Source organism: Oceanospirillum maris DSM 6286, assembly GCF_000422865.1.
In the GTDB taxonomy this organism is placed as follows: domain Bacteria; phylum Pseudomonadota; class Gammaproteobacteria; order Pseudomonadales; family Halomonadaceae; genus Oceanospirillum; species Oceanospirillum maris.
Window position 1 is genome coordinate 1 of the sequence record NZ_AUGW01000036.1, and the last position, 15,608, is coordinate 15,608.

The 15,608-nt window shown below is 44.9% G+C and carries 14 protein-coding genes; 8 read left to right on the forward strand and 6 right to left on the reverse strand.

Annotated features, from left to right (window positions below; all coding sequences use genetic code 11):
- The 5 genes from G517_RS0111645 to G517_RS0111665 all read right to left on the reverse strand — a co-directional run.
- The coding region (locus G517_RS0111645; RefSeq protein ID WP_028304560.1) for a cold-shock protein at window positions 1-203 on the reverse strand (203 nt) is incomplete at its 3' end.
- Window positions 204-542: 339 nt separating this feature from the next.
- A complete protein-coding gene (locus tag G517_RS0111650) occupies window positions 543-752 on the reverse strand; it encodes a cold-shock protein (RefSeq protein WP_028304561.1) in 210 nt (69 codons plus the stop codon).
- 405 nt (window positions 753-1,157) lie between these two features.
- Window positions 1,158-2,555 (reverse strand): TRAP transporter large permease, encoded by a 1,398-nt coding sequence (locus tag G517_RS0111655; protein WP_028304562.1) that lies wholly within the window; start codon window positions 2,553-2,555, stop codon window positions 1,158-1,160.
- Window positions 2,555-3,130: a TRAP transporter small permease gene (locus G517_RS0111660; protein ID WP_028304563.1), complete on the reverse strand. Its 576-nt coding sequence runs from the start codon at window positions 3,128-3,130 to the stop codon at window positions 2,555-2,557. Before G517_RS0111660 ends, G517_RS0111655 begins: the two co-directional genes overlap by 1 nt.
- Before the next feature lie 229 nt (window positions 3,131-3,359).
- On the reverse strand, window positions 3,360-4,346 hold the full coding sequence (locus tag G517_RS0111665; protein ID WP_028304564.1) for a TRAP transporter substrate-binding protein: 987 nt from the start codon (window positions 4,344-4,346) through the stop codon (window positions 3,360-3,362).
- A gap of 586 nt (window positions 4,347-4,932) precedes the next feature.
- On the opposite strand from G517_RS0111665, the gene yrfG reads away from it, so the two are divergent.
- The 6 genes from yrfG to gshA all read left to right on the forward strand — a co-directional run bounded on the left by yrfG (window position 4,933) and on the right by gshA (window position 13,785).
- Entirely contained in the window at window positions 4,933-5,616 is a 684-nt protein-coding gene (gene yrfG / locus G517_RS0111670; protein WP_028304565.1) for a GMP/IMP nucleotidase, read from the forward strand.
- An 86-nt stretch (window positions 5,617-5,702) separates the two neighbouring features.
- Window positions 5,703-6,104 carry a ribosome-associated heat shock protein Hsp15 gene (gene hslR / locus G517_RS0111675; RefSeq protein WP_028304566.1) on the forward strand — a complete coding sequence of 134 codons (402 nt, stop codon included), beginning with the start codon at window positions 5,703-5,705 and terminating at the stop codon, window positions 6,102-6,104.
- Between the two features lie 53 nt (window positions 6,105-6,157).
- Window positions 6,158-7,030 (forward strand): Hsp33 family molecular chaperone HslO, encoded by an 873-nt coding sequence (gene hslO, locus G517_RS0111680; RefSeq protein WP_028304567.1) that lies wholly within the window; start codon window positions 6,158-6,160, stop codon window positions 7,028-7,030.
- A 704-nt stretch (window positions 7,031-7,734) separates the two neighbouring features.
- The gene (locus tag G517_RS0111685; protein ID WP_084632186.1) at window positions 7,735-9,291 is read left to right on the forward strand and encodes a phosphoenolpyruvate carboxykinase; all 1,557 of its coding nucleotides are present in this window, start codon (window positions 7,735-7,737) and stop codon (window positions 9,289-9,291) included.
- Between the two features lie 275 nt (window positions 9,292-9,566).
- Window positions 9,567-11,972 carry a Tex family protein gene (locus G517_RS18880; protein ID WP_036591356.1) on the forward strand — a complete coding sequence of 802 codons (2,406 nt, stop codon included), beginning with the start codon at window positions 9,567-9,569 and terminating at the stop codon, window positions 11,970-11,972.
- Between the two features lie 211 nt (window positions 11,973-12,183).
- Window positions 12,184-13,785 (forward strand): glutamate--cysteine ligase, encoded by a 1,602-nt coding sequence (gshA, locus tag G517_RS0111695; RefSeq protein ID WP_028304569.1) that lies wholly within the window; start codon window positions 12,184-12,186, stop codon window positions 13,783-13,785.
- A gap of 138 nt (window positions 13,786-13,923) precedes the next feature.
- On the opposite strand, the gene G517_RS0111700 is transcribed toward gshA, so the two are convergent.
- On the reverse strand, window positions 13,924-14,337 hold the full coding sequence (locus tag G517_RS0111700) for a flagellar basal body-associated FliL family protein (protein WP_051206353.1): 414 nt from the start codon (window positions 14,335-14,337) through the stop codon (window positions 13,924-13,926).
- A 290-nt stretch (window positions 14,338-14,627) separates the two neighbouring features.
- Between G517_RS0111700 and G517_RS0111705 the strand changes: the two genes are divergently transcribed.
- Both G517_RS0111705 and G517_RS0111710 read left to right on the forward strand, forming a co-directional pair.
- Window positions 14,628-15,122, forward strand: a complete 495-nt coding sequence (locus G517_RS0111705; RefSeq protein WP_028304571.1) for a disulfide bond formation protein B — start codon at window positions 14,628-14,630, stop codon at window positions 15,120-15,122.
- Window positions 15,123-15,344: 222 nt separating this feature from the next.
- Window positions 15,345-15,608: transposase (locus G517_RS0111710; protein WP_028304572.1), on the forward strand; the 264-nt coding region annotated here is incomplete at its 3' end.

Below are 15,608 nucleotides of genomic sequence, written 5' to 3' on the forward strand. Positions count from 1 at the left end.
GCAACAATATTCTCAGCTTGAGGGCCTTTAGCGCCATCAGTTACTGTAAATTCAACTTGCTGACCTTCAGTCAGAGTTTTGAATCCAGAGCTAGCAATTGCGCTGAAGTGAGCAAACACGTCAGGACCAGATTGTTGCTCAATGAAACCAAAACCTTTAGCTTCGTTAAACCATTTTACAGTACCACGGATAGTATTAGACATAATAAATTACCTGAATTTATAAAAGTAAAAGTGCCTGCAAAGGCGATTTTTGCAGAAGAATAGACTTGAACTTAGAAACTACAGGACGAGGTATTATAACTAAAACTACGCATTGGAGAATATAAATTAGAGACTTCTTTCTAGCTGCAATCATAATACAACGATAGTATTTTAATAGCGAGCTTTATTTCAGCTAGTTCTAAAAGAGTTTTTAACAACTTTTTTCTAACAGCCTATCAAACAAACTGTAAATCAGATTAGCTCACTCAGATATAAAAAAACCAGGCATAAAAAAAGCCAGTCATAATGACTGGCTTCTCTTGAAATTATTGTCTGATATTACAGAGCAACAATGTTCTCTGCTTGAGGGCCTTTAGCGCCGTCAGTTACAGTGAACTCAACTTGCTGACCTTCAGTCAGAGTTTTGAATCCAGAGCTAGCAATTGCACTGAAGTGAGCGAACACGTCAGGACCAGATTGTTGCTCGATGAAACCAAAACCTTTAGCTTCGTTAAACCACTTAACAGTACCACGGATAGTATTAGACATAACAAATTACCTGAATTTAATAGTAGAAGTGCCTTCAAAGGCGATTTTTTGCAGAAGAATTAACTTGAACTTAGAAACTACAGGACGAGTAATTATAACTAAAACTACGTATTGAAGAATATAAATTAGCGGCTTCTTTCTAGCTGCAGCTAAGATACAGCGATTAAATCCAAATAGCGAGCTTTATTTCAATTAAATCTGAAAAACTTTCTAGCCCTTTCCGTTAAACAAAAAAAGCCCCGCAATACGGGGCAAAACACATAAAGCACTCATGCAGTCAAAACTAGACGAAGTCCAGGCAAACACAAGCGAGGCAGGCCGTCAGCTTAAAAAACAAACCTACCTGAAACGGCTTTGGATCATGTCGAGCACCAAAGCCTGTAGGAGTAAAACGTAAAGCCGATATTAATAACCGTTCAGGCTGTCGATATATTCTGGCAAGAACAGTGATATCTGCGGCACATAGGTGATCAAAATCAAGAAGCCTAGCAACAAGCCCAACCACGGAAGTGCGGCCTTAATCACCCACATCATACTGCGACCCGTAATCCCTGCGGTTACAAACAAGTTAAGACCTACTGGCGGCGTCAGCATACCGATTTCCATATTCACCACCATAATGATACCAAGGTGAATCGGATCGATACCTAGCTGAGTAGCAATCGGGAATAAGATAGGAGCCATGATCAGCAAGATTGCCGATGGCTCCATAAAGTTACCCGCAGCCAACAGCAGAATATTCACCACAATCAGGAAGCCCCAAGCAGGCAAGCCCCAACCAATAATCGTCTCAGCAATGATATGTGGAATACGCTCAGTGGTTAGAACGTGAGCAAACAGCATAGCGTTAGCGATAATAAACAGCAGCATTAGAGAAACTTTTGCCGCATCCAACACAACACGCTTAACTTCTGCATCAAAGAAAGACTGAGGTAAAGCAAGACCAATCTGGGAGATATTACGGCCCAAGCAAGCAACAATAGACTCACCTTTATAATGCCAAGGCTTGCCTTTTAACGGCCCCATATCACGGTAGCCAAACACCGCCACTAAGAAAGCATAAACGGCAGCTACTGCTGCTGCTTCCGTAGGACTTGCCACACCGCCATAGATAGACCCTAGAACGATCACGATGAGCATCAAACCACCCATAGCAATAGCACCAGAGCGGAATAGAGCAACAAAGCCTGGGAACGGCTGAGCTGGGAAGTTTTTAACACGGGCAACAATATAAATGGCGATCATCAAAATACCGCCCATCATCAAACCCGGAATCAAACCAGCCATAAACATACGAGCAGCGGATACTTCTGTTGCCGCAGCATAAACCAACATCACAATAGAAGGTGGAATCAGAATACCCAGCGTACCCGCGTTAGCAATAACACCTGCCGCAAAACTTTCTGGATAACCTGCACGTACCATACCAGCAATAACAATCGTACCAATTGCCGCAACAGTAGCAGGAGAAGAACCAGAAACGGCTGCAAACAGCATACAAGCCATCACCGAAGCCATCGCCAGACCGCCTTTTACATGGCCGATACTATCCACGGCAAAGTTGATCAAGCGTTTCGCCACGCCACCTGTGGATAAAAATGCAGATGACAAAATAAAGAACGGAATAGCCAGCAGCGTATAATGGTGTGACAGGGTTTCAAATAACTTCAAGGCAATGGATGCCAAAGAATCATCTGAGAATATTAAAATCGTGCCGACACTGGATAAACCCAAAGCGACAGCAATTGGCATACCTAGAAAGATACAGCCAAAAAGAATCAGAAAGAGAATACCAATAGTCATTAGTTTGCTCCTCGGTCTGTATCTCGGTTGCTCGCATCAGAAACGGCACTTTTCAGTTCTTCAGCAAGGTGCATACTTTCTTTACCTTCATCTGCTAGATGGAAACCATCTTTTTTACCGGTCAAAATATCCCAACCTAACTCGGCAAAACGGATCACCAAGAGTACAAAACCAACAGGCATAATCATCATCGCCATCCATTTAGGGATCGCAATATCTTCCATTTCAATATTGATCATGTGCATTAACTGTAGGTAGTCCCAAGAACCTAAAAGAAAAAGTCCGCAGTAAACAAAGCACAGTGCAATCGCCAACAAACCCGCCAAACGACGTAAAGGTTCAGGCAACAGTTTCACCACAACATCAACGCCAATATGTGCGCCAATACGAACACCATAGGAAGCACCAAAAAGCACGAACCAGGCAGCGGTATAAAGGGTTGCTTCTTGAATCCAGATAACACCGGAGCTGAAAACAAAGCGCATAATAACTTCGGCAAATACCAGCAAAGTCATAGCGACTAGCAAAAGAGCAACGATATTCTCTTCAAGTTTATGTATGAAACGTATAACCATGGTTCAACTCTCATCGTTTCGTGAGCAGGCCTTTCCAGTCGAACAGGGATCACATTCGCTGGAGTAAATAAGCCAAAGAGATATTCGGGAACATGAGCACTGCTGAAAACATCATGATGCGACAGCAGTGCAATTATCAGCACGACACTAGCAAGGTATTACTCTAGAAAAGCACTGACTTAAAACGAACCGTTGAGCTGGAAGAATCCAGCCCAACAGGGCAAAGCGACTAGTTATTTGACTGAAGAGCCGCATCGATAATGTCTTTACCGATTTGACGCTCGAATTGTTTCCAAACAGGCTTCATCGCTTCAACCCACTGCTGACGCTCAGCATCGGTGATTTGCAGTACAGTAGTACGGTTAGAATCGATAATACGCTGACGGTCACTCATCGCTTTTTCTTCAGCAACTTTATTACCAAATGCGATGGCTTCATCCAGTGCCTTTTTCAGTTCAGGGCGAACATCCGCAGGCAAGCCTTTCCAGAAACGAGCAGAAGTCACAACCATGTAATCTAGAACACCATGATTTGTCTCTGTAACGTAATCTTGAATCTCAAAGAATTTTTTCGAATACAGGTTCGACCATGGGTTTTCTGCACCATCAATCGCTTTAGTCTGCATTAGAGTAAACACTTCGGAGAATGGCTTCTTCAACGGAATCGCATCAACGGCTTCAAACTGAGAAACCAACACGTCAGATGTCATGATGCGAAACTTCAAACCTTCAGCATCAGCAGGCGTACGCAGAGGCTTATTCGCAGACATCTGCTTCATGCCGTTGTGGATATAACCTAGACCTGTAAGGCCGCGATTTTCCAAAGAAGTCAGTAGTTTCTGACCAGTAGGGCCTTGCTGGAAGCGATCCACAGCAGCCATATCTTTAAACAAGAAAGGTAGATCAAAAACCTGTACTTGCTTGGTGTATTTCTTGAATTTAGATAAAGAAGGCGCCGCAAGTTGCACATCGCCCAACAGAATCGCTTCTAGAACTTTACCGTCACCAAACAGCTGTGAGTTTGGGTAAACTTCAATATTCACCTTGCCCGGAAGACGAGATTCAGCCAACTCTTTAAATTTAAGAGCCATCTGACCTTTTGGCGTATTTTCCGCTACAACATGAGAGAATTTGATAGTAATAGGTGCTGCAAAAGCTGTGGCGGCACCAGCCAACATGCAAGCTGCAAATGTTACTGCTTTAGTGAGTGAACGCATCGACCCGACTCCTACTGGATTTGTTTTTATAAAGTTTGTAAAAAATTTCGCAAAAAAGAGGCCGGAAAAACCGGCCCAAACTTGCAAAGGTCCGCCTAAATACTGCAAAGGCTGCGACTTACCTTGCTCTTAGCAAGCAAGGTGTCAGGTTGTAATACAAGTAAGATGCCAAGTTATTTTATCATCTAAAAATAGTTATAACCTATTGTTTTTAATAGATAAAATTACAATTTAACCAGAAAAATGAAAACAAAATCCTGCTAATATTGTGCGGATAACCGCACTTCAGAGGGATTTTTGAGCGGATATTCACCTACAAGAGAACAGTAAGCTTAAGACCTAGGTCTAAGAGTATTTTTTCAATTCAGCCACAGAACACCTCATGACAGCTCACGGATGGTCTTTCGTCTTAACGTAACACCTAAAAAATTAACACTAATGGTAAAATGTGCGGCAATTCGCACAACCTGTAAAAACCGTCTTGCAAGACACCATTCCTCTACCCTCTTGAAATCTAGAATCTCTCCCCCATTGTTAAAATCACTGATCAGTAAAGCTGAACCCTTACACCTTAAAAAGGTTTGCCATGACACTATCCACACAGCACCCCATCCCTCCCGAATGGCACAAGATAGAGACGGTGCTTTTAGATATGGACGGCACCCTACTCGACCTTCACTTTGATAGTCACTTCTGGCTAGAGCACCTGCCTAAACGTTACGCAGAACTCCATAAGCTTGATGAGGCTAGCGCTAAAGGTTACGTCATTGATGAAATTACCCAACAACAAGGCACGCTAAACTGGTACAGCCTTGAATATTGGGCAAAGCACTTCAATGTCGATATCGTGGCGCTAAAAAAAGAAGTACAACACCTTATTGGATTTCGCGGCGATGCCTTGCACCTTTTAGAATTCCTCAGAAGCCATCACGCACAAATTATTCTCGCGACGAATGCCGATCAGCAAAGCTTAGCCATTAAGTTGCCAGCGACAGGTTTGGATCAGTATGTGGATAAAATTGTCAGCTCTGCAGAACTACAGATTGCAAAGGAAGAGACCGCATTTTGGCAAGCATTACAAATCAAGACACCATACAATCCTGAAACAACCTTGCTTATTGATGATAATGAAACCGTGTTAGATTCAGCCAAAGCCTTTGGTATCAAATACCTATACACCATTGTACAACCCGATATGCGCGCGCCAGCACGGACATCAACCCGCTATCCTGCCGTAGGTGATTTCTCCCATATTACTCAACAGAGCTAAAGCCTAGAAAGGGAAGTTCAAGAAAAGGAAGGTTAAGGTTAAGGTTAAGAAAGAGTAAGCTCATTTGTTAAAAAGGTAAGCTCGCTATGACGACACCAGCATCCAAAGTACGCCTGGACAAGTGGCTATGGGCAGCTCGGTTTTTCAAAACTCGCGCCCTAGCCAAAAAAGCGATTGAGGGCGGCAAGGTTCACTACAACGGCGACCGTTGTAAAAGCAGCAAGATGGCGGAAGTAGGCGCGATGCTATCCTTGCACCAAGGCTGGGATGAGAAAAAAGTTGAGATCATCGCCCTCTCAGATCAACGCAGAGGGGCCCCAGAAGCGATGCTTCTCTATAAAGAAACCGATGCCAGCATCAAAAAACGCGAAGAAGAAGCCGAAAAGCGCAAACTGCTAAAAACGGCACTAGGCGCACCAGAGCATCGTCCAAACAAGAAAGATCGACGTACAATCCATCGCTTTAAACGGATTGATACCGAGTCATAAACCATCGCTTCCTCAAGAGAGGATAAACGATACAAGAACGATAGAAGAGATTTATGAGCCAATTTGATTTTATTCAACGCTTTATCATTAATCACTCACCGGTACGCGGTGAAATTGTCCGCCTGAAAGACAGCTTCCAAAAAGTGTTGGATAAACACGACTACCCAGCCGCCGTAGAAAAACAGCTAGGCGAGATGCTCTCTGCCGTCGCGCTGTTAACCGCTATAGTCAAAGTGGACGGCATACTGTCCCTTCAGGCTCGGGGAAATGGCTCCTGTAGCCTATTAATGGCAGAATCCAATCCCGGCGGCGACCTGAGAGCCATTGCCCGTTGCGAAGAGACCGTTGGAGAGGCCAACAGTCTTAAAGAACTAATGGGGGATGGTCAGTTAATTATCACCATTGAACCCACCAATGGTAAACGCTATCAGGGCATTGTTTCCCTTGAAAAAGAGACCCTTGCTCACTGCCTTGAGCAGTATTTTGAGCAATCAGAGCAACTGCCTAGCCGTCTTTGGCTTAATGTTACCGACAATATTGCCTCAGGCTTTATGCTGCAAGCCTTACCGTCAGAGCGCACAGAAGATGATATGGCCGCATGGGAACATGCGGTTAGCTTAGCTGAAACCTTAAAAAATGAAGAGCTCGCTCATCTGCCGTTTGAAGAGCTACTGCATCGACTTTACCATCAGGAAGAAATTCTTATTTTTGAAGGTAGCCCTTTACGCTTCAACTGCACCTGTTCAGAAGAGCGTGTAAAAAATGCATTAATCAGCATGGGTAAAGCCGAGTTAAACAAAGTCATCGAAGAACAGGGCAAAATAGAAAGCCAGTGCCAGTTCTGCAACACCCTTTATAGTTTTAATGCCGCAGATATCGAAAGCTTGTTTGAAGATCCCGATGCGCCAACGCCGGTTATTCATTAATCGGCACTGAATACCAGTAACGGAACACCACGAAATACTGGTTTATTCTCACAGGGTTTACACGAGCCTCAGTCCTTTTCCTTAGGAAAAACTTGAGGCTTTTTTATCGATTAAATTTATCTGAGAATCCATCCAGCCCGAACAAAGAATCTACCAATAGCAGAATGATTCAACCGACAAATCGAACGTTCGTTATGGATATGTTTCAAGATTCCTTCGTTTTCTAACAAATATTCTTGTAGTGAAACTACAAGAATGGCAAACAGGCCTTCCAAAGCACCTCTAAAAGCTGACTTTAAAGTCATAAAAAATAGATTTAACCTGTTTTTTTGCCTCACCACAAAATTTGTTCAAGCGAGGAATGCGCTAGTAAGAACACCTATCATTTAGAGTGTATACCATTTTAAACACCTTTTTTTCAGCATAATACACTAAAAACCTCTGCTTTTTTGTGTGCAACTGCATCAAGAATTTTGTTTTGTAACTGATTTTCAGAATTTTCTTCCTGTTAGGGCTTCGCACAGGGGGGCTTTTTTTGACATAATACGCGCCTAAAAACGGCTTTCAGATGGCGACCTGTTTTTTTAATTTAGACCTACAGGCTGCTTTTGACCGGTCGGTTTTTTTGGGTACTCGCTTGGTAATTTGCCCGCGCTGGTAAGTTTGATAGTAGTTGATCGGCTGGAGCCGAAGGACACAAGTAAATGACGACATCGATTGACGATAGCTCTGTAATGACTTTCACCAACCTTAGTACTGCTGAGTTGGTTCAAATAGCCGTTCAACGTAAAGAAGGTGAACTGGCTAGCAACGGAGCATTAGTAGTAACGACTGGCCACCGAACTGGTCGCTCTCCAATGGATCGTTTCATTGTTGAAGAGCCTAGCACCGCTGATTTAATCGAATGGGGTGCTATTAACCGTCCGCTTGATGGTGCTAAATTTGACGCCCTTTGGGATCGCGTTGAAGAGTACCTTACTCAGAAAGACACTTTTGTTTCCGAATTACATGTAGGTGCTGACCCTGAGCACTACCTGCCGATTCGCGTAACCACTGAGACAGCTTGGCACAACCTTTTTGGTCGCACTCTTTTTGTACGACCAGAAGAGTTCAACCCTAAAAACAAAGGTGAGTGGCAGGTTATCAACGCGCCTCAGTTTGTTTGTGATCCTGAGCGTGATGGCACAAACTCTGATGGCGCGGTTATGATCAACTTTGCAAAACGCAAAGTACTTTTAGCAGGCATGCAGTATGCCGGCGAAATGAAAAAAGCGATGTTCTCTGTACAGAACTTCCTGCTACCAGAGAAAGACGTTCTGCCGATGCATTGCTCTGCAAACGTGGGTGAAGATGGCGAAACAACGTTGTTCTTCGGCCTGTCCGGTACCGGTAAGACCACTCTGTCTGCAGACCCAGAGCGCTACTTGATTGGTGATGATGAGCACGGTTGGGGCAAAGGCGTTGTTTTCAATATTGAAGGCGGCTGCTACGCAAAATGCATCGATCTGTCAAAGAAAAACGAACCTGTTATTTGGGATGCGATTAAATTCGGTTCCGTACTGGAAAACGTTATTCTGGATGGAACCCGTACACCGGATTACACCGATGTTAGCCTGACACAAAATACCCGTGCAGCGTATCCTTTAGAGCACATCGAAAAACGTGTTTTAGAAAATCGCGCAGGCGAACCAAAATCCATTGTATTCCTGACCTGTGACTTAACCGGTGTTTTGCCACCTGTTTCTGTTCTGTCTAAAGAAGCAGCGGCTTACCATTTCTTATCAGGTTACACCGCGCTTGTTGGCTCCACTGAAATGGGTTCTGGCGACGGTATTAAATCAACCTTTTCTACTTGCTTTGGCGCGCCTTTCTTCCCTCGCCCAGCAGCAGAATACGCAGAGCTTCTGATCAAACGTATCGAAGAGTTTGGTTCAAAAGTCTACTTGGTTAATACGGGCTGGACAGGCGGCTCTTATGGCGAAGGTGAACGCTTTAGCATTCCAACAACTCGCAGCATTATCTCTGCGATTCAGAACGGTGCTTTAGAAGGCGTTGAGACCGTTCAGCTAGATGGCATCAACCTAGCAGTACCTACAGATGTTCCTGGCGTTGACACCAAACTGCTTCAACCGCGTGGTACTTGGGCAAGCCCTGAAAACTACGATGCAAAAGCAAAAGAATTAACGTCTAAATTCGTTGAGAACTTCAAGAAATTCCACGATGTAGACGAAGCGATTATCGCTGCAGGCCCTCAGCTGTAATATTCAGCAACGGGTTTAGAAAAAGGCGAACACTAAGGTGTTCGCCTTTTTTAGTTCTACAGACTGTTATTTGCACTAACCGCCCCAATCAATATTTGCACTCGGTTATGGGGCTTCAACAAATTTCTGCCATAAATATTTTGCCCCAATCCTGCAGTTACTGTATAAAATCACAGCTTATTTTTAATTCAATCCGTTAACGAAACATGTTGAGTTGTTAGGCAGTTACCCCTTGCCCAGCTTGCGTCACAGTCAGAAAAAAGAGAGTCATCTTGATGGAACAGATCTCCCAACGTATTGCCGATGAACTAAATGTTAAAAAGATTCAGGTAAGCGCCGCTGTTACCCTTTTAGATGAAGGTTCAACGGTTCCTTTTATCTCTCGATATCGTAAAGAAGCAACGGGAGGATTAGATGATACTCAATTACGAAACCTTGAAGAGCGCTTACGCTACCTAAGGGAGCTGGAAGATCGCCGTAGCACCGTACTGAAAAGCATCGAAGATCAAGGCAAACTTACCGATGAGCTACACGCAGGCATCCTAGGAGCAGACACCAAAACCCGCCTTGAGGATCTTTATCTCCCTTATAAGCCAAAGCGCCGTACTAAAGCTCAAATCGCTCGCGAGGCCGGGCTTGAACCCTTAGCGAACCTGCTATTCGATCAACCTGAAACCGACCCGCAAAGCGCCGCTGAAAATTTCTTTAATACAGAAGCCGGCATTACCGAAACAAAAGCAGCACTGGACGGTGCCAAACAGATCTTAATGGAACGTTTTAGTGAAGATGCCGAGCTGCTAGCCATTTTGCGTGACAAACTTTGGCTACAAGGTGAATTACAATCCCGGGTTGTTTCCGGTCAAGAGCAGGCTGGCGAGAAATTCAGTGATTACTTTGAGCATAACGAAGCGATTCACAAAACCCCGTCTCACCGTGCTCTTGCGATGTTCCGAGGCCGTAATGAAGGCGTGCTGCAATTGGCCATTGTTCTGCCTGAAGCAGAAGAGCTAAAAATCCATCCCTGCGAAGCGATGATCGCCAAGCACTTTAATATCAAAGACCAATTTAGCATCAAAGACCAACAGCGCCCAGCCGACACTTGGCTAAAAGAGGTGGTGCGCTGGACATGGCGCGTTAAGCTGCTAACCCATATCGAAACGGAATTGATGACTCGCCTGCGTGAAGCGGCTGAAGCTGAAGCGATCAAAGTATTTGCGGGCAACTTAAAAGACCTATTATTAGCGGCTCCAGCTGGCCCACGAGCAACCCTAGGCCTTGACCCTGGTTTACGTACTGGCGTAAAAGTGGCCGTTGTAGACCGTACTGGGAAACTTCTCGATTACGCGACTATTTACCCCCACGTCCCTAGAAATCAGTGGCGTGAATCTTTGGCGGTACTCGCAGCATTAGTTGAGAAACATCATGTAGATCTGATTAGTATCGGTAACGGCACCGCATCACGAGAAACCGATAAGCTAGCGGCGGATCTAGTCAAACTTGTCGAAGGCCGCAAAATAAGCAAGATTATGGTCAGCGAAGCTGGTGCTTCTGTTTACTCCGCATCAGAACTTGCTGCGAAAGAATTCCCTAATTTGGACGTCAGCATTCGTGGTGCGGTCTCCATCGCCCGTCGCCTACAGGATCCGCTGGCGGAGCTGGTTAAAATCGATCCGAAATCGATCGGTGTGGGCCAATACCAGCATGATGTGTCTCAAATGCAACTAGCCCGAGGCCTTGAAGCTGTCGTGGAAGACTGTGTCAACGCTGTTGGTGTTGATGTGAATACGGCCTCTGTTGCGCTCTTAACCCGCGTATCCGGCCTGAATACCACTCTAGCGCAAAATATTATTACCTACCGTGATGAAAACGGTGCCTTTGACAGCCGTACCGCCCTAAAGAAAGTCTCTCGTCTTGGCCCTAAAGCCTTTGAGCAATGCGCAGGATTCTTACGTATTATGGATGGTAAAAACCCACTGGATGCTTCAGCGGTACACCCAGAAGCCTATCCGGTGGTGAAAAAGATCGCAGAAAATAGCGACCGTAAACTGAACAGCCTGATCGGTGATAGCAGCTTCCTTAAGGGAATCAACCCTATAGAGTATACCGATGAAAACTTTGGCTTACCGACCGTAACCGATATTCTTACAGAGCTGGAAAAACCGGGTCGAGATCCACGCCCTGAGTTTAAAGCCGCGGAGTTTATGGAAGGTGTTGAAGAGATTAGCGATCTGAAACCGGGCATGATCTTAGAAGGTGCCGTTACCAACGTCACCAACTTTGGGGCATTTGTCGACGTGGGCGTACACCAAGATGGCTTAGTGCATATTTCTGCATTGTCTAACAGTTTTGTTGAAGACCCTCGCACAGTGGTAAAAGCAGGTGATATTGTTCAGGTCAAAGTCATGGATGTTGATCAGCAGCGCCGTCGTATCGCCCTCTCCATGCGTTTAAACGACGAACCAGAAGCTCAACAAGGTCGAAGCGGCAATAGCAGTGATAAAGGCAAAGGACATCGTTATTCCACTAAAAATAACACGTCTAATAATAGCGCGGGAAATAGCGGCTCAGGAAATAACCGCCAGTCCAACGGACGCAACAATCCACAAAATCAAAAGGGCCAAGCTAGTGTCGGCACACTAGGGATGTTACTTGCTCAAGCACAACAAAAGCAGAAAAAATAGCATAAGCAATCTATCTTTAAGTACCAACAAACTCCAATTAGTATCGAATTATTCGGCACGATAACTTGAAGCTTGATTCTGTGCCCCCATATTGGCAGATCAAGCTTTTTTCGACTGGCTTAGGCTAGTTCACTATTGACGTATCCGTTTTTAAACAAACGGTTAGACGCTAAAAGTACCGGCATAGCCGGTTGGTATTAGGGGAAGCACCTTGACCAAAACCATCAAAGATCGTATCGCGTTTTTACGCCCCGTTGCTCAACGGGGCCTGTTCACTCAAATTAAACGCGGCTTAGAAAAAGAAGGGTTGCGCACAACCCCTACCGGTAATTTGGCTCAAACCGGTCACCCTAAAGCCCTAGGTTCTGCCTTAACACATCCTTATATCACTACAGATTACTCAGAAGCTTTGCTGGAGTTTATTACACCCGCATCAAGCAAGCTGACCGAAACCCTTGAGTTTCTAAAAGACCTACACGCTTTTAGCTACCGGCACCTAGGTGACGACGTTATCTGGCCTGCTAGCATGCCGTGCAGGCTGCAAGGCAACGAAAGCATTCCTATTGCCCAGTACGGCAGCTCGAACTCTGGCACCATGAAAACAGTTTATCGTCACGGTTTATCCTGGCGCTATGGTCGTATCATGCAGTCTATTGCAGGGCTGCACTATAACTTTTCTCTGCCAGAGCAACTTTGGCCGGCCTTGCTACACCTAAAATATCCAGAGCGAGACGCCAACGATGCTGCGGTATTGCAGGACTTTATCTCTGAGCAGTACTTTGCTCTGATTCGTAACTTTCGTCGTTATAGCTGGCTGTTGGTCTATCTTTTCGGAGCCTCTCCCGCCATTGATAAAAGCTTTGTAGAAGGCAAAGAACACCCCCTTGATGAGTTAGATACCGACACTTTATTTTTGCCCTACGCAACATCCCTACGCATGAGTGGCTTGGGTTACCAAAACAATGTTCAGTCGAGCTTAAAAATCTGCTTTAACTCGTTGGATAACTATGTCAATACGCTAACCCATGCCATTCAAACCCCCTATAAGCCTTATGAAGATTTAGGCGTTAAAGTTGATGGCCAGTATCGTCAGCTCAACACAAATATCCTACAAATTGAAAATGAGTACTACAGCGATATCCGCCCAAAACGTGTGACACAAAGTGGCGAACGTCCATCGGAAGCATTAACTGACCGTGGCGTTGAGTATATTGAAGTACGCTGTATCGACTTAAATCCCTTTGAGGCCGTGGGCGTTACGGAACCACAGGCACGCTTCATTGATACTTTTCTACTGTTCTGTTTATTAGAAAATAGTGCCCAGATACCTAATGATGAATGCGTCATGCAGGAAGAGAACCATAACGATATCGTTAATCGTGGCCGACTTCCGGGACTTATGCTGCAAACACCTGAAGGAACGGTAAGCCGTGAAGCATGGAGTCATGAGTTATTCGATCGCTTACAACCAGTGGCTGAACTACTTGATTCCTCCGGTGATCGCGCAGAGCATCAGGCTGCGCTTAATGCCTTCCGTCCTCTTATCGATCAGCCTCAACTAACACCTTCTGCACAAGTTCTAGAGGGTATCAAGCGATCGGGAAGCTTTACGGAATTCGCTCAGCAACAGGCGAACCAACAGGCCGAAGTGCTGCGCACGGCTCCTATTAATAAAGCTCGCGAAGCACTTTTCAGTCAGTTGTCAGAAAGCTCTATCCGCCAACAGGCCGATCTGGAAGATGCTGATCAAGTTGATTTTGATACTTTTCTAGCCAATTACATGGCCGCGCAGAATAAGGCAGTCGCAGGTTAAGCCATCAGTAAACATTATCGTCCCCCCAAAAAAAAGAACCCCAACAGCACGTATCGCTATTGGGGTTCTTTGCTATTGCAGTTTAATTAACCCAAGTACTATTTAATTAAACCAAGTACTATTTAATTAAACTAAGCACTATTTCTGATAAATAAAGTTCAGAAGAAGCAGGTCATCAATCACAGGATGACCGACTTCTTTTTGCATCAAATCTTTAACCGCTTGCGTTGCCTCGATACGAATCTGCTCTTGACCTTCAGGTGTCGTGATGGCTTCATCAGCCTGACGACTCAATAAAGACACCAGTTCATTACGAATTAACGGCATGTGGTGCTTAGCGGTTTCCTCCGCAAGAGGCGAACTCGTCACCAAGGTGATGTCAGCCTTAAGGTACTTTAATCGACCAGGGCCACCATAATTGAGTACGAAAGCAGGTTTCATCTCAATATAAGTAATTAACGAGCCATCCGAACTCTCTGCAGCCCAACCTTGAGCGGTTGCTCCAAAAAGGATTAAAACAGTTAATAAACCCTGTTGTATTAACTTAGTCACTCAGCACTCTCCACATCAAAAGATCCTTCAGCAGTCATGGGGAACCTGCTGGAATGAAAACACTCTATGGGTGTGGCGGGATAATCAGCAAGCGATCCAGAACACAACCCAAGTCAATGATCGTTCTATTGTATGGTGGTGAAAGATTTTTTCCAATCGGCAGACCACATATAATATGCTGCACCGTCAGTAATAAAAGCAAAGCCTAGCCATTAGGCTATTGCCACCACCGATACCCTTTGACCCTTCTAGCTTTTAACAGAGTTTGTTTTTTATATAAAGGATAGAGAATGACGCTTAATTACCGTACCGTAAACCTAGTAGGTTTTTTTGCCTGTTTTATTTTAATTGTTAGCGCACTGATCATGCAGCATGTATTTGAACTAGAACCCTGCCCACTATGTATTTTTCAGCGCCTTTCCTTTATCGCCGCCGGAGCCTTATTCCTCCTTGGTGCACTATTTAATCCCGTCAGTACCGGCAGAAAAGCCCTATTAAGCGGCCTCAATCTAACGGCTATTGCTATAGGTATAGGTTTAGCTCTTCGTCACATTTGGTTGCAGAATCTTCCGCCATCAGAAGTCCCCTCTTGTGGCCCCGGCCTTGACTATATGATAGACGTTTTGCCCTTTACGTCCGTGATCAGCCAAGTACTGAGCGGCAGTGGCGAATGTGCTGAAATCTCTTGGACTTTCCTTGGTTTATCGATTCCTTGGTGGACTCTTTTTGCTTATTTAGGCCTAGCCGTCTTGGTTGTTTTAGGTCATAAAAAGCCCAAGAGATAAACAGGTGACATTAAATAATGCCTACCGTATCCTAGAACTAACGCGCATTTGCTAAACGAGCATGCTTAAGGTCGCTAAATTAAGCCAAAGCAACTTAATTAGGCTAAAGAATAAAGCAGGAGGTCTGCCATGCTGGAAGGTTGTAAAAATGCCCGCGAAAGAGGTAGTGTTCAAAAGTCTGTGTCACCCCTATAGTTAACCCTCTACAGGGAGTGACACATTATGTCCGATAAATACGAAATCGACATTCAGGCCTTCGCTAAGGCTCTTCAGTCCGGTCAGGGACTTAATGGTAAAGATGGCCTTCTGACACCACTGATTAAACAGATTACCGAAGCGGCCTTGGGCGCAGAACTCGATGAGCATATGGCTCAGGATGACCAGCCCAACCGTAAAAACGGTACCTCCCGTAAAACAGTTAAAACAGCCTCTGGCTCGTTTGAGCTGGACACACCCCGTGACCGTAATGGCTCGTTCGAACCGCAG